18 protein-coding genes are annotated in these 21,564 nt (G+C 70.7%); 12 read left to right on the forward strand and 6 right to left on the reverse strand.

What is annotated here, in order from left to right:
• Window positions 1–207 precede the first annotated feature (207 nt).
• Window positions 208–603 carry a PilZ domain-containing protein gene (locus HCU62_RS07010; protein WP_163298694.1) on the reverse strand — a complete coding sequence of 132 codons (396 nt, stop codon included), beginning with the start codon at window positions 601–603 and terminating at the stop codon, window positions 208–210.
• A gap of 51 nt (window positions 604–654) precedes the next feature.
• Complete coding sequence (hpt, locus tag HCU62_RS07015) at window positions 655–1,221, reverse strand: hypoxanthine phosphoribosyltransferase (RefSeq protein ID WP_163298695.1); 567 nt, start codon at window positions 1,219–1,221, stop codon at window positions 655–657.
• A gap of 134 nt (window positions 1,222–1,355) precedes the next feature.
• Here hpt and HCU62_RS07020 point away from each other — a divergent pair, with 134 nt between their 5' ends.
• Entirely contained in the window at window positions 1,356–1,556 is a 201-nt protein-coding gene (locus tag HCU62_RS07020) for an FmdB family zinc ribbon protein (RefSeq protein WP_163298693.1), read from the forward strand.
• 72 nt (window positions 1,557–1,628) lie between these two features.
• On the opposite strand, the gene HCU62_RS07025 is transcribed toward HCU62_RS07020, so the two are convergent.
• The 4 genes from HCU62_RS07025 to HCU62_RS07040 are packed head-to-tail and all read right to left on the reverse strand — an operon-like array spanning window position 1,629 to window position 5,670.
• Complete coding sequence (locus tag HCU62_RS07025) at window positions 1,629–3,125, reverse strand: hypothetical protein (protein ID WP_163298692.1); 1,497 nt, start codon at window positions 3,123–3,125, stop codon at window positions 1,629–1,631.
• Between the two features lie 16 nt (window positions 3,126–3,141).
• Window positions 3,142–4,080 carry an MlaD family protein gene (locus HCU62_RS12610; RefSeq protein WP_163298691.1) on the reverse strand — a complete coding sequence of 313 codons (939 nt, stop codon included), beginning with the start codon at window positions 4,078–4,080 and terminating at the stop codon, window positions 3,142–3,144.
• A complete protein-coding gene (locus tag HCU62_RS07035) occupies window positions 4,077–4,841 on the reverse strand; it encodes an ABC transporter ATP-binding protein (protein WP_163298690.1) in 765 nt (254 codons plus the stop codon). Before HCU62_RS07035 ends, HCU62_RS12610 begins: the two co-directional genes overlap by 4 nt.
• 25 nt (window positions 4,842–4,866) lie before the next feature.
• On the reverse strand, window positions 4,867–5,670 hold the full coding sequence (locus HCU62_RS07040; protein WP_163298689.1) for an MlaE family ABC transporter permease: 804 nt from the start codon (window positions 5,668–5,670) through the stop codon (window positions 4,867–4,869).
• A gap of 199 nt (window positions 5,671–5,869) precedes the next feature.
• On the opposite strand from HCU62_RS07040, the gene HCU62_RS07045 reads away from it, so the two are divergent.
• The 11 genes from HCU62_RS07045 to HCU62_RS07095 all read left to right on the forward strand — a co-directional run bounded on the left by HCU62_RS07045 (window position 5,870) and on the right by HCU62_RS07095 (window position 21,535).
• The gene (locus tag HCU62_RS07045; RefSeq protein ID WP_163298688.1) at window positions 5,870–6,592 is read left to right on the forward strand and encodes an ABC transporter ATP-binding protein; all 723 of its coding nucleotides are present in this window, start codon (window positions 5,870–5,872) and stop codon (window positions 6,590–6,592) included.
• On the forward strand, window positions 6,580–7,758 hold the full coding sequence (locus tag HCU62_RS07050) for a SufB/SufD family protein (protein ID WP_163298687.1): 1,179 nt from the start codon (window positions 6,580–6,582) through the stop codon (window positions 7,756–7,758). The genes HCU62_RS07045 and HCU62_RS07050 overlap by 13 nt, the downstream gene beginning before the upstream one ends.
• A 40-nt stretch (window positions 7,759–7,798) precedes the next feature.
• Window positions 7,799–9,448: an NAD+ synthase gene (locus HCU62_RS07055; protein ID WP_163298686.1), complete on the forward strand. Its 1,650-nt coding sequence runs from the start codon at window positions 7,799–7,801 to the stop codon at window positions 9,446–9,448.
• Window positions 9,448–10,458, forward strand: coding sequence for a 3'-5' exoribonuclease YhaM family protein (locus HCU62_RS07060; protein WP_163298685.1), 1,011 nt, complete (start codon window positions 9,448–9,450; stop codon window positions 10,456–10,458). Before HCU62_RS07055 ends, HCU62_RS07060 begins: the two co-directional genes overlap by 1 nt.
• Window positions 10,455–11,456 (forward strand): DNA polymerase III subunit, encoded by a 1,002-nt coding sequence (locus tag HCU62_RS07065; RefSeq protein WP_163298684.1) that lies wholly within the window; start codon window positions 10,455–10,457, stop codon window positions 11,454–11,456. Before HCU62_RS07060 ends, HCU62_RS07065 begins: the two co-directional genes overlap by 4 nt.
• A 190-nt stretch (window positions 11,457–11,646) precedes the next feature.
• Window positions 11,647–12,825, forward strand: a complete 1,179-nt coding sequence (locus HCU62_RS07070; protein WP_169755523.1) for a PSP1 domain-containing protein — start codon at window positions 11,647–11,649, stop codon at window positions 12,823–12,825.
• A 27-nt stretch (window positions 12,826–12,852) separates the two neighbouring features.
• Entirely contained in the window at window positions 12,853–14,793 is a 1,941-nt protein-coding gene (metG, locus tag HCU62_RS07075) for a methionine--tRNA ligase (RefSeq protein ID WP_163299162.1), read from the forward strand.
• Between the two features lie 92 nt (window positions 14,794–14,885).
• Complete coding sequence (gene selB, locus HCU62_RS07080; protein ID WP_163299163.1) at window positions 14,886–16,826, forward strand: selenocysteine-specific translation elongation factor; 1,941 nt, start codon at window positions 14,886–14,888, stop codon at window positions 16,824–16,826.
• Window positions 16,819–18,450, forward strand: a complete 1,632-nt coding sequence (locus HCU62_RS07085) for a methylenetetrahydrofolate reductase C-terminal domain-containing protein (protein ID WP_169755524.1) — start codon at window positions 16,819–16,821, stop codon at window positions 18,448–18,450. Before selB ends, HCU62_RS07085 begins: the two co-directional genes overlap by 8 nt.
• Window positions 18,451–18,566: 116 nt before the next feature.
• Window positions 18,567–19,805, forward strand: a complete 1,239-nt coding sequence (locus tag HCU62_RS07090) for an aminotransferase class I/II-fold pyridoxal phosphate-dependent enzyme (RefSeq protein WP_343066726.1) — start codon at window positions 18,567–18,569, stop codon at window positions 19,803–19,805.
• Between the two features lie 332 nt (window positions 19,806–20,137).
• Window positions 20,138–21,535 carry a hypothetical protein gene (locus tag HCU62_RS07095; protein WP_169755525.1) on the forward strand — a complete coding sequence of 466 codons (1,398 nt, stop codon included), beginning with the start codon at window positions 20,138–20,140 and terminating at the stop codon, window positions 21,533–21,535.
• Window positions 21,536–21,564: the final 29 nt, after the last annotated feature.

Here is a 21,564-nt window from a genome sequence, read left to right on the forward strand (position 1 = left end):
GATGTGAGGCACCAGGGAAGGAACGCGCGCGCAGAGAGGGGGAACCCCGGGTGGCGGCCCGGGGTTCCGTGGGCGTTTATGCACGGCTTGCCGACCTGCATAGGGTGTCCGAAAGGAGCCTTTCGGAACACATCGCCCAATTTCTATGTAATAACAGGACGGCCTCGAGGTCAACCGGTTTCGGCGATCCGGAATATGTCAAGAATATCAGGGGGCCAGGACGAGCTTTTCGAGGCGGAGGATGCGGGGGTCGTCCTTGGGCAGGAGGAAAGCCACCCCGAGGCGGAAGGGGAAGTCGTCGTCTTCGTCGTTGCGGTCCATCCAGAGGACCTGCACGGGGAGGGCGAAGTTGTCGTCGTCGCCGGGCCCCTCCGCCAGCTCGAGGTGGAGGACCAGGGAGGGGTCGTCTTGGGGGGAATAGAAGACGTGGTAGGTTCCGAGCCGGACCTGGGCGGCCTCGAGCCCGGCGCCCTTCCGGGCGAAGTCCGTGATCCGGGCGCCGACGGGCCCGGCCACCGGCGCCCCGTTCTCCCCCCGCCGCAACTGGAGGGTCACGGTGACGGTACCCGGAACCCGGGCGGCGCTTCGTCGCTCAGCCTTCATCTGCTCCCCTTTCGCCGGGGCGCCGGGCGGCCGCGGGGCCTTCCGGAGCCGTCATTTCTCGGAAGGCCGGAAGCCTTCCGGGTGGTACCCGGGCCGGAGCCGGTAGATCCCGGGAAGATGGCGATAGTGCTCGTCGAAGTCCAAGCCGTAGCCCACGAGGAAACCCCGGGGGACGTCGAAACCGACGTAGTGGACCGAGACATCGGTCTCGCGCCGTTCCTTCTTGTCGATCAGGCAGCAGATGCGCACCGACCGCGGCTTGTGCAGCTTGAGGACCTCTTCAAGGTAGCGCAGCGTGGTGCCGGTGTCCACGATGTCCTCCACCACGAGGACGTCCCGGTCCTCCACGTCCACCTCGATGTCCTTGGTGATATGGACCTCGCCCGTGGACCGGGTCCCGGAGCCGTAGCTGGCCAGCCGGACGAAGTCCACCACCAGGGGGCCCCGGATGTGGCGGACGAGGTCGGCCATGAAGATGAAGGCCCCCTTGAGGATCCCCACCACCACCAGGGGACGGCCCTCGTAGTCGCGGGAGATCTCGTCCCCCAGCTCGCGCACGCGGGCCCGGATCCGGTCGGGCGAGATGAGTTCTTCGAGTTCGTCGGCGTCCTGGTGGATCACTGGTGCTCCTCAGTCGTGTTGACTTCTCCCATAAAATACTTATGTTCAAATGTCAAAAGCCGCTCGGCGGCTGCCATCCCGCACAGGCCATATTCCGGCGCCGTCCGCGCCAGGAACGGAGGACACGTCAAATGCCCATCTACGAGTTCGCCTGCCGCAAGTGCGGCCAGAAGTTCGAGACCTTCGTCCTCTCCTTCAGGGACCTCAAGGAGGTCTGCTGCCCCCACTGCGGGAGCGAGAAGGTCCAGAAGGTCATGTCGGCCTTCAGCCGATGTGCCTCTTCCGGCCTCGGCGGGGGGTGCGGCGGCGGTAGCACCTCCCGCTTCACCTGAGGCTGATCCCGTCCGGCGGTCCGCCGGACCTTGCTGACCCCCGGGCGGCGGCGCTGTGCGCCGCCGCCTTCTTTATCGTGGAGGCGCCCCGCCCCCGGCGGGAAGGGAGAGGTAGAAGAGCCGGAACGACTCCCGGCCTTCCCGGCGCCGGCGGCCGAGGAGGCCGCCGAGGAGGTCCCAGGACCGGTCCCCGGTGTCGTCCGACCATTCCATGTTGAAGAGGAAGGAGAAGGCCACCCGGTGCCAGGACCGGGTCCACGTGTGGCGGTAGAGGCCCCAGAGGGCCTTGGAGCGGCCTGCGCCGTCCGGCCCTTCCCGCGATTCGTAGAGCTTCAGGAAGGGACCGTAGACGCGGTGGAGGCCGGCCTCCTCCGTGGGGAGGATGGCGGGGAAGTAGAATTCCCGGCTGCCGTCGGCCGCCCGCCGGTGGGTGAAGAAGGGCCAGAGGCGGGTGAAGGAAGCCCCCGCGGTCCCGTCACCTTTCCGGTCCCGGACGAGGTGCGAGAGGAGGAGCCACCGCTGCTCGCGCCTCTCCCCCCCCGTCCGCGCGTCCCGCGTCCATTCCCCGGAAAAGATCGGCCAGAGGACGAAGACCGAGGTGGTCTCGGGCTTCCGGGTGCGCCCGAAGAGGGGCCAGAAGCGCCAGCTGTCGTAGGTGGGCCCCTTCGCCCGGGTGACGAAGGGCCACGGCGCATCCCACCGGGTGAAGTCGCGCTCGCCGTTCCGGTAGGTCTGGAAGAAGGGCCAGAGCACGATCCACCGGGACCGCTTCGGGCCCTGGTCCCGGACGACGAGCGGGAACACCATCCTCCGGTGGACCGGGTCGTCGGTCTCGAGGTCGCGCCATTCGTCGATGAATATGGGCCAGAGGGCGTAGCGCCGCTTCATGTGGCCCCGGCTCTCGAAGTCGCCCCAGAGGGGCCAGAGGCGCCAGCCATGGTCCCGGGGGCCGGTGACCCGCTGGAAGATGGGCCAGAGGATCGAGTACTGGTGGTGTCCTTCCCACTCGGAGTGGCTGTAGAGCGGCCAGAGGGCGAAGGTGATGCGCTCCCGGCCGAACCGCTCGAGGAAGGTGCCGTAGAGGGGAAAGAGCCCTCCGTAGCCCCGGCCGTCGGCGGTGGTACCCCAGTAGGCGGGCCAGAGGTGGTGCCGGGTGCCGGCTCCCGCCTTGGCCTCGGCGCCCGACTGCCCGGTGAAGAGGGGGATGAAGCGCCAGCGGCGCCCGTTCTCCGTCTCCTGCCAGTTGCCCAGGGGATAGAGGAACTCGAAGACCCGCTTGCCGGGCGTCCGGCTGTAGGAGCAGAGCGGCCGAAGCGCCCAGCCGGAGGTGCCGGCCCCGGGCCCGGAATAGTGCAGGAAGACGGGCCCCACGGCCTCCGTCTCGGAGAAGTCCCGGCCCGGCCAGGAGAGCCGGTAGAAGAGGGGCGAGAGGTTCAGGATGGCCGGCGGGTCGGCCCGTTCCTCGGCGGGAGAGGCCCCCGCCGGCCCTTCCGGCGCGGCCCCGGCCGCCCCCGCCCAGGCGAGGGAGAGGCACAGGCCGAGGCAGAGGACGGGCAGGCGTCGGCGCATGGCGTCCGCCGGGCGGTCAGCGGACCGCGGTGCCCACCAGGGTGCCGATGATGGTCACGGGGATCTGCTCCTGGACGCCTTCGGCCGCCTTGTTGACGTTCCGGAGCGCCTTCTTGACCTCCACGTAGAGGCTCTCGTCCTTGAGGAGCTTGCCCATGGTGCCGTTTCCGGCCTCGAGGCCCATGGCCACGGCCTGGAGGGTGCGGACGGTGGCCCGGGTGTCCTCGTAGAGGCTCTCGTCGGTGAAGAGGCGGCCCATGGTCCCCTCACCCCGCTCCACCTTGGCGGTGAGGCGGCGGAGGGAGGCCACGGTCTGCTCGGCCTCCCGGTAGAGCCGGTCGTCTTTGACCAGCTTTCCCAGGGTGCCCCGGCCCTGCTCGATGTCCGCGGTGAGGCGCTTGAGCGACCCGGAGGCGGAGCGGAGGTTGGCCAGGGTCTCCCGGACGTTTTCGATGTTCTCCTCGGAGCCCACCACCCGGCCGAGCCCGTTGGCCACCTTCTTGAGGTCTTGGAGCACGGGGCCCATCTCCACGAAGAGCTCGTCGAGGTCCCGGGGCCGGACCACGCGGGCCACCGCCTCCCCGGGCCCGAGGACCCCGGCCTCGAGGTCCCCCTGGCGGATCTCCACGAATTTGTCCCCCAGGATGCCCTTGGTCCGAACCCAGGCCTCCGCGTCGCGGGCCACGGCATAGGGGGCGTAGATGGAAAGATCCACCCGGGCGCCGCCGTCTTCCACCCGGACGGCGGTGACACGCCCGATCTCGACCCCGGCCATCTCCACCCGGCTGTTCGGGGCCAGGCCCGCGGCGGTGTCGAGGTGGAGGACCAGGGGGTAGCCCTCCCGGGGGGCGAAGGCCTCGCCGCCGAGGCGAAGGCTCATGTAGCCGAGCACCAGGAGGGCGAAGAGGACGAACACGCCCACGACCATTTCCGTCTTGTGCCGCCCGCTGTTCATGACACCTCCCCGGCCGGTTCGAGATCGTGCTGCGGCCACGATAAACCGCGGAGGAATCGGTTGACAATGGGGTGGTCCACCTGGGAGAACTCGAAGGGGTTCCCCTCCGCCGCGATGATGCCCTCGTAGAGGAGGGCGATCTTGTGGGCGATCCGGAAGGTGCTCCCGATGTCGTGGCTGATGACCACGCAGGTGAGGCCGAGGCGCTTCTGGGTCTGGATCACCAGGTTGTCGATGGTCTCGGTCATGATGGGGTCGAGGCCGGTGGTGGGCTCGTCGAAGAGGAGGATCTCCGGGTCCAGGGCGATGGCCCTGGCCAGGCCCGCGCGTTTTCGCATGCCGCCGGAGAGTTCCGAGGGCATCTTCCGGCCGTGGCCCTCGAGGCCCACCAGGGCCAGCTTCTCCTCCACGATCTCCCGGATCCGGTGCTCGGGGAGGCGGCGGTGTTCGCGAAGGGGGAAGGCCACGTTCTCTCCCACCGTCATGGAGTCGAAGAGGGCCGCGTCCTGGAAGAGGTAGCCGAAGCGCTTTCGGACCTCGAAGAGCTCCTTTTCCCGGAGCGTGCCGATATCCACCCCGTCCACCAGGATCTGGCCGGCGTCCGGCTGGACGAGCCCGATGATGTGCTTGAGGAGCACGCTTTTCCCGCCGCCGCTGCGGCCCACGATGACCGTGATCTTGCCGGCCGGGACGTGGAGGTTCACGCCCCGGAGCACCGGCTGCCCGTTGAAGCTCTTGTGCAGGTTGGCGATCCGGATCATGCGTGCCGGCCCAGGGCCTTCCGGCTCAGAAGAGCAGGGAGGTCAGGATGTAGTCGCCCACGAGGATGCTGATGGAGCTGAGCACCACCGCCCCCGTGGTGGCCCGGCCCACCCCGCGGGCGCCCTTCTCTGCGTGGTAGCCCTTGTAGCAGCCGATCAATGCAAGCAGGATGCCGAAGACCGCCGACTTGTAGAGGCCGTTGGTGATGTCGCCCAGGACCACGGTCTCTTCCATGCGTTTCACGTAGATCCCCGGGTCGATGCCCAAGAGTTCCACCCCCACCAGGTGCCCGCCGACGATCCCGATGGCGTTGGAGATCCCCGTCAGGAGCGGCAGCATGAGGAAGGCGGCCCAGACCCGGGGGACCACCAGGTAGTGGAAGGGATCCACCGCCATGGCGGCCAGGGCGTCGATCTGCTCGGTGACCCGCATGGTGCCGATCTCGGCGGCCATGGCCGAGCCCGCCCGGGCGGTCACCATGAGGGCGGTGAGCACCGGCCCGAGTTCCCGGGTCATGGAAAGGGCCACCGTGGCGCCGAGCAGGCTTTCCCCCCCGAATTTCCGGAACCCGTAGTAGCCCTGGAGCGCCAGCACCATGCCGGTGAAGAGCCCGGTGAGCAGGACCACGGTGGTGGAGCGGGCCCCGATGAATTCCATCTGGCGCAGAAAGTTCCGCCAGCGGTAGGGCGGCCGGAAGAGGGCGGTGACGGACCGGGCGAAGAAGAGGGCGATGCCGCCCATCTCGCCCAGGGCGCCCAGGACGCGCCGGCCCAGGCCGGAAAGCAGGGCCACCGGCCACGTTCCACCGGCTGGCCTCGATGGGGGCATCCCGCCCTTTGTGCGGTCCGGAATCGGCATGGCGTGGCGGGATCCGTGCCGCCCGCGGCGGCGTTCCCATCTGGTGGCGGCCGGATTCCTTACCCTGTATATTCCACTTTGGGCCGGGGTTCAACGAAACCGGGCATTCCGGCCCCGCCCCGGGCACCCGTCCCGGGCCCGCGCCCGGCCGAAAGGAGACGCCGCCGCCATGCTCCAGGTGGAAGACCTCTGGGTGGACGTACAGGGGAAGGAGGTCCTCAAGGGGATCAACCTCCACATCGGCACCGGGGAGACACACTGCCTCTTCGGGAAGAACGGCTCCGGAAAGACCACGCTCCTCATGACGCTCATGGGTTTTTCCGGCTACCGGGTCAAGCACGGCCGGATCCGCTTCAAGGGGGAGGACATCACCCACTGGCCCACCAACGAGCGGGCGCGGCTGGGGCTCGGGATCTCCTTCCAACGGCCGCCGACCCTGCGGGGCGTGAAGCTCCGGGATCTGCTGGCCTACTGCGGCGGGGCAGCCGGCCCGGCCGAGGAGCTCGCCGAGGCCTACCGCTTCGAGCACTTCCTGGACCGTGAGGTGAACCTCGGCTTCTCCGGCGGCGAGATCAAGAAGTCGGAGCTCCTCCAACTCCTCGCCCAGGACCCGGACCTCACCCTGCTCGACGAGCCCGAGTCGGGCGTGGACGTCGAGAACCTCCAGGTCATCGGCGACATGATCCGGCGCCTCCTCCAGAAGGACCGGCACCGGGGCCGGGAGAAGTCCGGCCTCATCATCACCCACACCGGCTTCATCCTGAACTACGTGACCGCCGACCGCGGCCACGTCATGATGAACGGGCAGATCTACTGCCAGGGTAACCCCCTCGAGATCTTCGAGGGCATCCAGCAACACGGCTACGAGGAGTGCATCCGATGTCGGCGCTGAACCCGCCCAGAGACGGCGAGGAACTGCTCCGGGCCTTCCGGCCCGCCGATGCGGCCCCCCAGGTCCGGGGCCTCGAGGAACTGGGGGCGGCGGAACTCGCCAAGCTCCGCCAGACGGGGTTGGACCTCGACGGCAAGGCCCGCTCCGGCACCTTCGTCCAGGTGAACCGGGGCGTCGCCCACTGCCAGGGCCCTCCGGAGGGGGGGGAACTGCTCCCGGTGACGGAGGCCCTGGAGCGTTACGACGGCCTCGAGGATTACTGGTGGCGGGTGGTCTCCCCGGAGAAGGACGCCTTCACCCGGGAGGCCGACCGCCACCTGGACAACGGCTACTTCATCCGAGCGCTTCCGGGCGAGAAGGTGGTCTATCCCGTCCAGACCTGCCTCTACATCCGCGATTCGGACGTGGCCCAGCGCGTCCACAACGTGATCATCGCGGAGGAGGGCTCGGAACTCCACATCATCACCGGATGCGCCACCCACCCCGACCTCACCTCCGGGCTCCACATCGGGGTCTCGGAGTTCTACGTGAAGAAGGGCGCCCGGCTCGTCTTCACCATGATCCACAACTGGGGCGAGGAGGTCTACGTCCGGCCCCGAACCGGGATCCGGGTGGAGGAGGGCGGGGTCTTCCTCTCCAACTACGTCTCCCTCCACGGGGTCAAGTCCATCGAGACCTACCCCACGGCCGTCCTCGCGGGTCCGGGGGCCCTGGCCCGTTTCCACTCGGTGATCGTGGCGCCGGCGGGGGCCGACATCGACATCGGCAGCCGGGTGCGCCTCGAGGCCCCCGGTACCCGGGCCGAGATCATCTCCCGGAGCATCTCCTACGGCGGCCGGGTCATGGCCCGGGGGCACCTGGTGGGGAAGGCCCCCGGGGTCAAGGCGCACCTCGAGTGCCAGGGCCTCATGCTGGGGGAGGGCGGCGCCATCCACGCGGTGCCCGAGCTGGAGGCCCACGTGGCCGACGTGGAGATGTCCCACGAAGCCGCGGTGGGCCGAATCGCCCGGGAAGAGATCGAGTACCTCATGGCGCGGGGCCTCGACGAGGAGGAGGCCACCTCCGCCATCGTCCGGGGGTTCCTCAACGTGAAGATCGAGGGACTACCGCCGGAACTCGAGCGGGAACTCGAGGACGCGGTGGCCCGCTGCGGCCAGGGGATGTGAGCCCCCGGTCCCGGCGCCGGCCCCGGAGGTGGCCCGAGCCGTGAAGATCGCCCTGGTCCAGTTCAACCCCACGGTGGGGGCCTTCGACGACAACGCGGCCCGCATGGCCCGCCTCTGCCGCGAGGCCGCCGGCCGCAGGTGCGACCTCGCGGTGTTCCCGGAACTGGCCGTGTGCGGCTACCCGCCCAGGGACCTCCTGGAACGGCCGGGCTTCGTCGAGGGGGCCCGTCGCGCCCTCGACGCCCTCGTGGCCGAGGTCCGGGGCATCGGCGTCCTGTGCGGGACGGTGGAACGGAACGAGGCCGGTCGGGGCCGGGCCCTCCAAAACGTCGCCGTCCTCTTCGAGGATGGGCGGCGGCTGGCCCGGTACGCGAAGCGGCTGTTGCCCACCTACGACGTCTTCGACGAGGCCCGGTATTTCGAGCCCGGGACCGGGGGGGAGCCGGCGGTCTTTCGCGGCACCGCCCTCGGGATCACCATCTGCGAGGATATCTGGAACGATCCGGAGCTCTCCACCCGCCATTCCTACCCCGTGGACCCCGTGGCGGAGCTCGCCGCGGCGGGGGCCGAGGTCTTCGTCACCCTCTCCGCCTCTCCCTACGACACCGAAAAACCGGCCTTCCGCCGGGAGATCCTCCGCCACCTGGCCCGGAAGTACCGCCGCCCCTTCCTCTACGTGAACCAGGTGGGCGGTCAGGACTGCCTCGTCTTCGACGGCGGCAGCCTGGCGGTGGACGCGGAGGGCCGGCTTACCGCCCGGGCCGCCGATTTCGAGGAGGATCTGGTGGTGGTGGACACCGGGTCGGGCCGGGGCGATCTCCACCCGGTCTCGGAGGGCCGCGAGGAGGAGGTGATCCGGGCCCTCGCCCTCGCCCTCCGCGACTACACGGCCCGGTGCGGCTTCCGCAGCGTGGTGCTGGGGCTCTCCGGCGGGATCGACTCGGCGGTGACCGCGGCCGTGGCCGCCCGGGCCCTCGGGCCCGAGAACGTCGTCGGCCTCCTCATGCCCTCGCCCTACACCTCGGAGGCCAGCCTGGAGGACGCCGCGGCGCTGGCCCGGAACCTCGGGATCCGCACCGAGACTCTGCCCATAACCGGGGTCTTCGAGGCCTACCGGGAGACCCTGGCGCCCTTCTTCGGCGGCCGGGGGGCCGACCTCGTGGAACAGAACCTCCAGGCCCGCATCCGGGGGGGGCTCCTCATGGCCGTCTCGAACCAGTTCGGCCACATGGTCCTCTCCACCGGGAACAAGTCGGAGATGGCCGTGGGCTACTGTACCCTCTACGGCGACCTGAGCGGCGGCTTCGCCCTGATCTCCGACGTGCCCAAGGGGCTGGTCTACGACCTGGCGCGCCACATCAACCGCGACCGGGAGGTGATTCCCCGACGGATCCTCGAGCGGCCGCCCTCGGCCGAGCTCCGGCCGGACCAGCGGGACCAGGACGACCTGCCGCCCTACGACGTGGTGGACCGGGTGATCCGGGGCTATGTGGAGGAGAACCGGTCCCCCGGGGACCTGGCCCGGGAGGGGATCCCCCCGGCCGTGGTGGGCGACCTCGTCCGGAGGATCCATCGAAGCGAATACAAGCGGTGGCAGGCCCCGCCGGGGCCGAGGATCACCACCCGGGCCCTGCGCTGCGGGCGCCGCTACCCCATCGCCCACGGGTTCCGGGACTGGGAGACAGCCTGATGGAAAAGGGCATCTACATCCGGGACATCCAGCCGAACACCACGGTGGAAGGGACCTTTTGCGTGCAGAGCCGCCGGCTCCTCGAGACCCGGAACGGCGCCCCCTACCTGGCCCTCACCCTCATGGACCGGACGGGGGACATGGAGGCCCGGGTCTGGGACCGGGCCCGGGAACTCGCCCCCGTGTGCGGGGAGGGGAGCTACCTCCGGGTCCGGGCCGAGGCCCAGGTCTTCCGCGATGCCACCCAGCTCAAGGTCCTCGACTTGGAACCCGTGCCGGAGGCCGATGTCACCCCGGCCGACTTCCTCCCCGCGACGCCGGAGGACCGGGAGGCTTTGTGGGAGGAGCTCAGGCGGCTGGCCGGGGAGATCGGCGACGAGGTCCTCCAGGGCCTGGTCCGGGCCGTCTTCTCCGACCGCGACTTCCGCCGGGCCTTCTACGAGGCCCCGGCGGCCAAGCGCATGCACCATGCCTACCTCGGCGGTCTCCTCGAGCACACGGTGGCGGTGGGGAGCCTGGCCCTGGACGTGGCCGGGCGCTATCCCCGGCTCGACCGGGACCTCCTCCTCGCCGGCGCCCTGCTCCACGACATCGGCAAGGTGGTGGAGTTCCGCTTCGACCGCCCCCCGCTGGACTACACGGACCAGGGGCGCCTCATCGGCCACATGGTGCTCGGGACCTCCCTGGTGGACCGCTTCGCCGCGGCCGCCGGCCTGCCCGCCGATCACCACCGGCTCCTCGCCCTGAAGCACCTCGTCCTTTCGCACCACGGGCAGAGGGAGTTCGGGGCCCCGGTGCTCCCCATGATGGAGGAGGCGGTGGCGCTGAACCTCATCGACGACCTGGATGCCAAGCTGAACTACCTCTCAGGCCTCCGGGGCGAGGTGGAGGGCGAGGGCTACGGGTGGACCCCGTACCAGCGGCTGCTCGATCGCTACTTCTTCCTGCCGGGTGCCGCCGAAGAGGCGGCGGAGGCGCCCGCCGCGGAGCTGCGGGGCCGCGGGGCGTGACCCCGGCGGACGGCACCACGGCGGTCACGGGCCCGGCGGCCCGCCTGCTTTCGCGGATCCTCCGCCGGGACCTCCTGGCCCATGCCTACCTCGTGACGGGCCCGGGGGAAGACCGCCGGGAGGCGCTCGCCGCCGGCTTTGCGGGGGTTCTCCTGTGCCGGTCGCCGGGGCTCGACGAGGCGGGACCGGCCCCGTGCGGTACCTGCCCGGCCTGCGGCAAGTTCCGGCGCCGCACCCACCCCGATTTCCTGGAGGTCCGCCCGGACGGCGCCATGATCCGAATCGACCAGGTCCGGGCGCTCTGCGCCGCCCTGGCCTTCGCCCCCCTGGAGGGAGAGCGGCGGGTCTGCCTCGTTCACGGCGCGCACCGGATGAACCCCGAGGCGGCCAACGCCTTCCTGAAGACCCTCGAGGAACCCCCGGCCGGGACCTTCTTCCTGCTTACCGCCCCGACGGCCCGGTCGGTGCTCTCCACCATCGCCTCGCGGTGCCAGCCGGTGCGGACCCGGGCCGCCCGTCCCGCCGAGACCGCGGCGGGGCTCCCCGGGGAACCGGGAGCGGCCCTGGCGGCCGCCGTGCTCGCCGATGGGGACCCGGAGCGGGCCGCGGCCTACCTCGCGCCTCCCGTGGCGGAGATGCGCCGCCGGCTCCTCGATGCGGTCTCGGCCGAGGCACCGGCGGACCCCGCCCGCCTGCTCGAGCTGGCCGCCGGCCTGGCGGAGGACCGGGAGCAGCTGGCCGCCGCCCTGGGCGTCATGCGGGCCCTGGTGCGGGACCTGCTCCTGGTCCAGGGCGGCGGGGGGGTGTCGGACCTGGAACTCGCCAACCCGGACTTCGCCGCCGCCGTCCGATCGGTGGCGGCCCGCCGCGACGCGGCGGACCTGGCCGCCTTCTCGGCCTGGCTGGACCGGGCCGAGGTGTGGCTCGAGCGGAACGTGGCCCCGGACTTCCTGGCCGAGGGGATGCTCCTGGCCTGGTGGGGCGCCGGGGCCGCCTGAGCCCGCCGCGGCCGCTCTTTTGGCCGCTTGCCCGATCTGGTAGTATGGGCTTCCATGCATGCACGGCCGAGGACGGCGTCGCGGCGGTGCGTCCCAGGGTGTCGGCATATCGGCGTTCCTGGAGCCCGCCGCGTTCCTGGAAGGGAGGCCTTGTCCTTGGCGACTTTTTGCGGCGCCATCACCGCTTGACATGACGGACAACGAACACGACAGATCAGCCGGACCAGGGCCCCTCGGAACGGGGGACGAGGACGTCACCGGCGAGGCGGCGCCGGCCACCCGCCGGGTGCGCCTGGTGGCGGTGCGGCGCCGCCCGGGCTGGCCGCCCGCCCACTACGAGGCGGGGGATCTCGATCTCACTCCGGGCGAGTGGGTGGTGGTGCCCACCGACCACGGCCCCGAGGTGGGGGTGGTGGCGGGACGGCCGCTGGAGGTGGAACTTCCCGCCGGCGCCCCTCTCGCCCGGGTGGAACGGCTGGCGAGCACCCGGGAGATCGACCTCTACTACCAGAACCTCGAGGCCGAGAAAGAGGCCCGAGAGGTCTGCCGGGAACGGGTCCGCGCCCTGGGCCTTGCCATGAAGCTCGTCCAGGTGGAGCGCTACTTCGACGGGAGCAAGGTGGTCTTTGCCTACTCCGCCGAGGGCCGGGTGGACTTCCGGCAGCTGGTCCGCGACCTGGTGCGCGCCCTCCACACCCGGGTGGAGATGCGCCAGATCGGCATCCGCCACGAGGCCAAGGCCGTGGGCGGCGTCGGTCACTGCGGCCGGGTGCTCTGCTGCGCCGGTTTCCTCGGCACCTTCGACCCCGTCTCCATCCGCATGGCCAAGGCCCAGAACCTGCCCCTCAACCCCGGCAAGATCTCCGGGCGCTGCGGCCGGCTCCTCTGCTGCCTCAACTACGAGTACGAGACCTACCGCGATCTCCGAAAGGGGATGCCCAAGATGGGCCGCCGATGTCTCACGCCTGCGGGCGAAGGCAAGGTGATCCGCCAGGACGTGCTCCAGCAGACCCTCAAGGTGCTCCTCCCCGACGGGTCCCAGGTGGAGTACACCCTGGACGAACTCCGCCGGTTCCAGAACGGGGAGCCGCCACCCCCGCCGCCATCCCCGGAGCCGCCGCCCCCGCCCGCCGCTCCCGAGCCCCCCGTCTCCTTGCCCGAGACCTCCGCCGCCCAGCCCGAGGGCAAGGCCCGGGGCCGCCGGCGTCCCAAGCGGCGCCGCAAGAAGAAGGCGGCCGCCGAGGCTTCGGCGTCGGCCGGGAAGACGGAGGCAGCGGCCGCCGAGGGGACCCCGCCCGCCCGCCGCGGCCGGTCGAGGCGGCCGGGACGGAAGCGGCCCCGCCGCCGGAAGAAGGAGGAGGGGAGCTGAGGCCCGCCGCGGCGGCTCCCCGGCGTCATGAGCCAGCGTTTCTACGTCACGACACCCATCTACTACGTCAACGCCGATCCCCACATCGGCCACGCCTACTCCACCGTGGTGGCCGACGTCCAGAACCGGTTCCACCGGCTCCGAGGGGAGGAGACCTTCTTTCTCACCGGCACCGACGAGCACGGGGACAAGATCGTCCAGGCGGCCGCCCGGCGGGGGCTCGATCCGAAGGCCTACGTGGACGAGGTGAGCGGCCGGTTCCGCGCCACCTGGCCCCTCCTGGACGTGGCGCCCGACCGCTTTATCCGGACCACCGACCCGGAGCACGTGGCCACGGTGCAGCGGATCCTCCAGGAGGTCTACGACCGCGGCGACATCGTCTTCCGCGAGTACGAGGGGCTCTACTGTTTCGGGTGCGAGCGGTTCTACGTGGAACGGGAACTCGAGGACGGTCGGTGCCCGGATCACGGGACCGAGCCGGTCCGGCTCAAGGAGCGGAACTACTTCTTCCGGATGAGCCGCTACCAGGACTGGCTCATCGACCACATCCGGGCCCACGAGGACTTCATCACCCCGGAACGGTACCGGAACGAGGTCTTGGCCTTCCTCCGGGAACCGCTGGAGGACCTGTGCATCTCGCGCCCGACCTCGCGGCTCACCTGGGGCATCCCGCTCCCCTTCGACCCGAACTTCGTGACCTACGTCTGGTTCGACGCCCTCATCAACTACCTCACCGGGCTCGGGTACCCGGACGACCCCCGCTTCGAGGCCTTCTGGCCCGTGGCCGAGCACGTCATCGCCAAGGACATCCTGAAGCCCCACGGGATCTACTGGCCCACCATGCTCCGGGCCCTGGGGCTCGCCCCCTACCGCCGCCTCCACGTGCACGGCTACTGGCAGATGCAGGAGCGGAAGATGTCCAAGAGCCTCGGCAACGTGGTGCGCCCGGCGGAGCTCGTGGAGACCTTCGGCTGCGACGCCGTCCGCTACTGCCTCATGCGCGAGATGGCCTTCGGCCTCGACGCCAACTACAGCGAGGAGGCCTTCCGGACCCGGGTGAACGCCGACCTCGCCAACGACCTCGGCAACCTCGTCAGCCGCACCCTCACCATGGTCCAGAAGTACGCCGGGGGGCGGGTGCCGGCGCCGGACGGGTCCGAAGGGCCCGAGGCGGAGCTGGCGGCGGCCTGCCGGGCCCTCGCCGCGGACTACGAGCGGGAGATGGCGGCCTTCGCCGCCCACCGGGCCCTGGCGCGGGTGTGGGAGGTCCTGAACCTCGCCAACCGGGTCATCGATACCACCGCGCCCTGGGCGCTGGCCCGGGATCCCGGCCAGGCGGGCCGGCTCGCCTCGGTGCTCTACGCGCTCCTCGAGACGCTCCGGGTGGTCTCGGTGCTCCTGGCCCCCGTCATGCCCGGGACGGCGCGGCGCCTGCGGGAGGGCCTGGGCCTTGCCGCAGGCGGCGATCTCCGCCTGGAAGAGGCCCGGCGGTGGGGCGTGCTCCGCCCGGGGACGGCCACGCTTCGCCTCCCGTCCCTCTTCCCCCGGATGGAGCGGAAGGGACGGGCCGGGGACGCGGCATCCGCCGCAAAGAGGAGGACGAAGACCATGGACAAGGCGGAACGGGCGCCGGGCGAGACCGGTGCCGGACTCATCGACATCGAGACCTTTGGGAAGGTGGACCTCCGGGTGGCGGAGGTGACGGCCGCCGAGCCGGTGGCCGGCGCCGACCGGCTGCTCCGGCTCACGGTGCGGTGCCCGGAGGAGCGGACCATCGTGGCGGGGATCGCCCGGGAGGTGCCCCCCGCCGACCTGGTGGGCCGACAGGTCATCGTGGTGGCCAACCTGAAGCCCGTCAAGTTGCGGGGGGTCCGCTCCGAAGGTATGCTCCTCGTGGCCAAGGACGAAAACGGCCTGCACCTTTCCACGGTGGCCACACCGGCCGCGCCGGGGACCCGGCTCTCCTGACACGCCCCCGTGCCGGGGAGGCCGCACCGCGGCCGGCCGGTGGGTCTCATTTCCCGGCGGCCGGCCCCGGCTCCACCCCGCGCGTTGCACCCATGGACCGCACCGACATCCCCCGACAGCAGACCGTCATCCTCGGCACCGCCGGCCACATCGACCACGGCAAGACCACCCTGGTCCGGGCGCTGACGGGCATCGACACCGACCGCCTCAAGGAGGAGAAGGAGCGGGGCATCACCATCGAGCTCGGCTTCGCCCACCTCACCCTGCCCGACGGGCGGCGGATCGGCGTGGTGGACGTCCCCGGCCACGAGCGCTTCGTGAAGAACATGGTGGCGGGTGCCATGGGGGTGGACCTCGTGGCCCTGGTGGTGGCGGCGGACGAGGGGGTCATGCCCCAGACCCGGGAACACCTCGAGATCACCCAGCTCCTCGGCGTCCGAAAGGGCCTCGTGGTCCTCACCAAGATCGACCTCGTGGACCGCGACTGGCTGGAACTCGTGACCGAGGACGTCCGGGAGTACCTCTCCGGCACCTTCCTGGCCGACGCCCCCATCGTGCCCGTCTCCAGCGTCACCGGCGAGGGGCTGGACGCGCTCCGCGCCCGTCTCGCCGAGCTGGTGGCCGAGGTCGAGCCCCGGATCCCCGCCGGGCCCTACCGGCTGCCGGTGGACCGCGTCTTCACCGTGAAGGGCTTCGGCACCGTGGTGACCGGTACCACGGTGTCCGGGCGGATCCGCGTGGGGGACGAGGCGGTGGTTTATCCCCGGGGTCTCGAGACCCGGATCCGTGGCATCCAGGTCCACGGGGCCGAGGCCGGGGAGGCCCTCGCCGGGCTCCGGACCGCCCTGAACCTCCAGGGGCTGGAGAAGGGGGACCTGGCCCGGGGTGACGTGGTGGCGACGCCGGGGAGCCTGCATCCCACCTACCTCCTGGACCTCGAGTTCCATCACCTCGCCAGCGCCGCCCGGCCCCTCAAGTACCGGAGCCCGGTCCGCTTCCACGTGGGGACGGCGGAGGTCATCGGCCGGGTGCTCTTCCAGGGGGACGAGCTCGAGCCCGGCACCGACGCCTTGATCCAGGTGCAACTGGAGGCGCCGGTGGCGGCGCTCCGGGGCGACCGCTACGTCATCCGGAGCTATTCTCCGGTCCACACCATCGGGGGCGGCCGGATCCTGAACCCGCTTCCCCGCCGGCGCAAGCGGACACGGCCCGAGCACTGGGCCGAGCTTGAGCGGCTGGCCCGGGCCGACGCCGGGGACCTCATCGCCTACCACCTGGAGAAGGCCGGCCTCCGGGGGCTCACCGAGGCCGAGCTCGCCATGCGGACGGGTCTCTACGGGAAGACCCTCCACCGGGAGCTCGAGCGGCTCCTCGGCGCCCGGCGGGTGGTCCGGCACGAGGGCGAGGGCCGCCGCCTCCTCGACGGCGGGCTCTACGAGGACCTCAAGCGGCGGGCCACGGAGTTCCTGGCCCGCTACCACGAGGCCAACCCCCTCCAGGCGGGGGCGCCGAAGGAGGAACTCCGCTCGCGCCTCATGCCGGGGGACGGGGGCGGGCGCATCTTCCAGCGCCTGCTCTCGGACCTCGCCCGCTCCGGCGACGTGGTCCTGGAGCGGGACCGGGTGCGCCTCCCGGGGCACCAGGTGGCCCTGGGGAAGGAAGAGGCGGCCTTCCGGGACCGCATCGAGGTCCTCTTCCGGAAGGCGGGGCTCCAGCCGCCCTCCCGGGCGGAGGTGGTGGGCAAGTTCCCGGGGAAGGAGGAGGCCGCGGCGCGTGTCTTCGACCTCCTCGTCCGGGAAGGGGTCCTGGTGCACCTTCGGGAGGGGCTCTGCATCCACCGCGAGGCCCTGGAACAGGCGCGGGAACTCGTGGTCCGCCACCTCCGGGAGAAGGGGGAACTCTCCGTCACCGACTTCCGGGAGCTGACGGGCGGCCTCTCCCGCAAGTACATGATCCCCCTCCTCGAGTACCTGGACAACCAGAAGGTCACCCTCCGGGTGGGCGACGTCCGCCGGCTCCGCTCCGGTGCCTGAGGCCGCCGTGGGGCGCCTTCACGAGACCTTCCGGCGGGCCTTCGAGGACCGCGAGCACCGGCGCAGCGGCGGCATCCGCACGGCCCGGCCGCCCTCGCGCGCCTTCGCCGCCACCTTCGAGCTGGTGCCGGGGCGGGCCTCCCGGAGCCAGGCCTACGACGCCAGCGTGGCCTTCGCCCGCGACGCCGCCCGCGACGGGCGCCTGGCGGCCCTCTCCATCACCGAGAACGCGGGGGGGCACCCGGCGCTCTCCCCGCCGGTCCTCGGGCGCGAGATCCGGGACCTCGGCATGGAGCCCATCATCCACTTCTCCTGCAAGGACAAGAACCGGAACGAGATCGAGAGCCACCTCTTCGAGCTGGACCGCTACCATCTCCGGAATCTCCTGGTGGTGACCGGGGACTATCCCCGGTTCGGCTACGAGGGGCAGGCGAAGCCCGTCTTCGACCTGGATTCCGTCTTGGCCCTGGGGCTCATCGAGGCCATGAACCGGGGCATCGTCCTGGACCCCCGGGCGCCGGGGGGCGGGCAGCGGCTGCCGCGGCTCGACTTCTACGCCGGGGCCGTGGTCTCGCCCTTCAAGCGCCTCGAGGCCGAGCTCGTCCCCCAGTACGCCAAGCTTCGCCGGAAGGTGGCCGCCGGGGCCCGGTTCATCATCACCCAGATGGGCTTCGACGTCCGGAAGTACGACGAGGTGCTGCGCTTCATGGCCCACGAGGGGCTCCGGGTGCCGGTGCTGGCCACGGTCTTCCTCCCGGACCTGCGCCTGGCCCGGCTTCTCAACCGGGGGGTGGTACCCGGGTGCGTGGTGCCCGACGCCGTGCTCGCCGCCGTGGAACGGGAGACCGGGGCGCCGGACGGGGGGCACGGGGCCCGGATCGAGCGGGGGGCGCGCCTCGTGGCCATCCTCAAGGGCCTCGGGTTCGACGGGGTGCACCTGAGCGGCACCGGCCTCACCTACGACGACGTCTCCCGGGTGCTGGACCGGGCGGCGGAGATCGGGGACGAGTGGCCGGACCTCGTCCCGGAGTTCCTCCACCCCGGCGCCTGGGACTTCTGGTATTTCCAGGAGGACCCGGCCACGGGCCTCAACAGTGACCGGCCCACCCCGTTGCGGCGCCGGCGCCTCCACCCGGCCGCGGCCGCCGGGTTCCGGATCAACCGCCTCGTCCACCGGCTCTTCTTCCGGGCCGAGGGGCCCCTGTTCGGTATGCTCCGGGAGATCGCCCGGAGAATCGAGGGCTCGCCCCTGGAGGGGGCCTTCACCCGCCTCGAGCACTGGGTGAAGGAAGGGCTCTTCGATTGCCAGCGCTGCGGGGACTGCACCCTCGACGCCCTGGCCTTCCTCTGCCCGCAGTCCGGGTGCGCCAAGTTCCTCCTGAACGGCCCCTGCGGGGGCAGCCGGGACGGCTGGTGCGAGGTCTGGCCCGGCCGGCGCCGGTGCATCTACGTCCGGGTCTACCAGCGCCTCCGATCGGTGGGCGGGGTGCAGGCGCTCTCCGCGATGCCGCCGCTTCCGCCTAGGGATTGGTCCCTCTACCGGAAGGCCTCCTGGCTCACCTTCTTCCTCGGCCGGGACCACCACCGGGCCGGGCGCGACGCGGACGGGGAGGGCGGGGGGTAGGAGGTCCCGGGGCCGCCCGGCGGCGCGCCGAAGAATTGGCCCGGCTCTTGCTTCCCCTCGGGAGGAGGGCCCGACCCCGGGCGGCGGGCCCGGCTGTTGACAAGGTCCGGCTTTGGGTGTTCAAGACACAGGAAATGTTCTGGGGAGTGACGCGGCAGATGGGGGAACTCAAGAAGGTCAGGCCGTCGCACCGGACGGAGAACATCGCCTACGCCATCCGTGACATCGTCTGCGTCGCGGAGCGGCGGGCCGAGCAGGGCGGCGACCTCATCTACCTCAACATCGGAGATCCGATCCAGTTCGACTTCCGGACCCCTCCGCACATGATCGAGGCCGCCTACGAGGCCATGCGGGCGGCCCACACGGGGTACTCGAGTTCCCTCGGCGTCCCGGAGGCCGTGGCGGCCATCCGCCGAAAGGCGCGCCAGAAGGGCATCGAGCCCTACGAGATCCTGGTGACCAACGGGGCCAGCGAGGCCATCGACTTCGCCCTCTCGGCCCTGGTGAACAAGGGGGAGAACGTCCTCGTTCCCTCCCCGGGCTATCCCCTCTACAATGCGCTCCTTTCGCGCCTCATCGGGGAGGCGCGGCCCTACGCCCTGGACGAGGCCAACGGCTGGCAGCCTGACGTGGACCACATGGCCCGCCAGATCGACGAGCGCACCCGGGCCATCGTCCTCATCAACCCCAACAACCCCACCGGGGCCGTCTACAGCGAGGAGACGCTCCGCCAGGTCATCGCCTTGGCCCGGGCCCACAACCTCGTGCTCCTGAGCGACGAGATCTACGATCAGCTCATCCTGAACAGCAAGCCCCACATCAGCCCGGCGGCCCTGGACCCGGAACTGCCCATCATCACCTTCAACGGCCTGTCCAAGTGCTACCTCGCCCCGGGTTTCCGGATCGGCTGGGCCGTGGTGAGCGGCGCCCCGGAGCTGGTGGAGGACTACACCGAGGCCATGCGGAAGATGGCCCGGGCCCGCCTCTGCGCCTCGCATCCCAAGCAGTTCGCCATTCCCAGCGCCCTCGAGGGGGATCAGACCCACATCCAGGAGGCGGTGTCAAAACTCCGCCGCCGCCGCGACCTCACCGTGGAACGCCTGAACGCCATCCCCGGAATCTCCTGCCAGCGGCCGGACGGGGCCTTCTATGCCTTTCCCCGCCTCGAGGTCCCGGTCTACGACAAGGACTTCGCCATCGATCTCATCCGCGAGACCGGGGTGGTGGTGGTCCACGGGAGCGGATTCGGCACCCTGCCGAGGACGCCGCACTTCCGGATGGTCTTCCTGCCCCCGGAGGACGTCCTTTCCGAGGCCTTCGACCGCCTGGAGTCCTTCATGCGGCGTTACGCCTGATCCGGGCCGGTCCCGGCCCTCCACTTCCCAAATGCCCGCGCGGAGATCCCGGCCGCGGCCGCCCGGGTTTTCCGCCCCTCCGGCCACCCCGGTTGTGCCTTTCCCCGCCTGCGCGCTCGTGCCGTCCGGCCTCCGTTCCCGGCCGCTGCCCCGGGCTTTTTATCCTATTTCGCCCGTCCGCCGACATTGAAGGTAGGAATATTCCATGTTATAAAAAGAAATGAGCAAAATACCACGATAAATTTCTCCCCTCATGATGAGCGCCGTAAACCTGGTCCCATGAGAGGAAGGCCGGTATGAAAACCCTTCTTTTTCTGTTTTTCTGCGCGATCTTGCTGGCCGGCGGGCCTGCCGCCGCCGGGGGCTACAGCGGCTCGGCCCACGGTGACGCCACGGGCGGCGTCAACCGGGCCTCCACCGCGGCCCTGGGCTACGCCGTGGGCAACTGTGCCCATTGCCACGAGATGCACGCCAGCATGAAGGGCATGGAGCCCGACCCGGCCGGCGGTGGCCCCTCGGTGCTGGCGCTCTTCGCCGCGGAAGAGGCGGTCTGCTACTACTGCCACGGCACCACCAGCCACAACACGCCGCCCCTTTCGCGGGACGTGGAGGCCCAGTTCGCCAAGACCTACCGGCACCCGGTGGAGCGGGCCGGCCGCCACCTGGTGAGCACCCTCGAGCACGGGGCCGACCTCGACGCCGCGAACCGCCACGCCGAGTGCGCCGACTGCCACAATCCCCACACCATCGGGAAGCCCGGGACGGCCTATCACCAGTACAACAGCGCCGCCCCGGCCGACAACAACCTCGTCTCGAACCTCCTCCTCGGGGCCTGGGGGGTGGAGCCCACCTGGCCCGGGGCCGCCTGGACGGTGCCCACCACCTTCACGGAGCTGCGCCCGACGCCCGCCGCCCCGGCCGCCGGCGTCCAGAAGGAATACCAGCTCTGCCTCAAGTGCCACTCCTACTACGCCTTCGGCTCGGCGGAGAACACCGGCACCGGCGTGACCAGCGTCTCCAACGTCTCCGGCGAGTACGTCCTCACGGACCAGGCCCTCGAGTTCGCCCCGGGCAACAAGTCCGGCCACCCGGTGGTGGTCACCTTGAACAACCGCACCGCGTCGGACGCCCCCAGGGCCCTGGTGGCCTCAAAGAACGGCCCCCGGCTCAAGGCCCCGTGGAGCGCGGCCGTCGGGGACCAGACCATGTGGTGCAGCGACTGCCACGGCGACGACGCCGCCGCGGCCCCCGAGGGTCCCCACGGCTCGAACACCCGCTACATGCTGGCCGAGGGCTACACCTGGCCGGTCCGGCCCGACACCGGGAAGTTCTGGACCCTGGGAGACGTGAAAAACGACCAGGGGAGCTGGCCGACGAGACTCCTCTGCGCCAAGTGCCATCCCATCAAGAACAACGGCAAGTTCCTGAACCAGGTCCACGACAAGGGAGATCATCAGGACAAGTACACATTCGGCACCATCCAGTACCAGGGCGCGCCGTGCGTCTCCTGTCACGTCGCCGTGCCCCACGGGTCGAAGCGGGGCCGGCTCATCGCCTACTCGAGCGACCCCGATCCCTATGCCGCCTTCCAGGCGGACGGCACCAAGATGCCCACGCTTTTGGGGTTCCGTAAATCATCGAATCCCGACCAGTACGACAAGAAAAACTGCTACAGCACGGTCAAGGCCTGCGACGACCACAAGGATTACAATCCTCCCTACGATCCCTGACCCGGCGCGGCGGCCGGCCCCCGATCCCT

The sequence above is a fragment of the Dissulfurirhabdus thermomarina genome (genome assembly GCF_012979235.1).
Lineage (GTDB): Bacteria > Desulfobacterota > Dissulfuribacteria > Dissulfuribacterales > Dissulfurirhabdaceae > Dissulfurirhabdus > Dissulfurirhabdus thermomarina.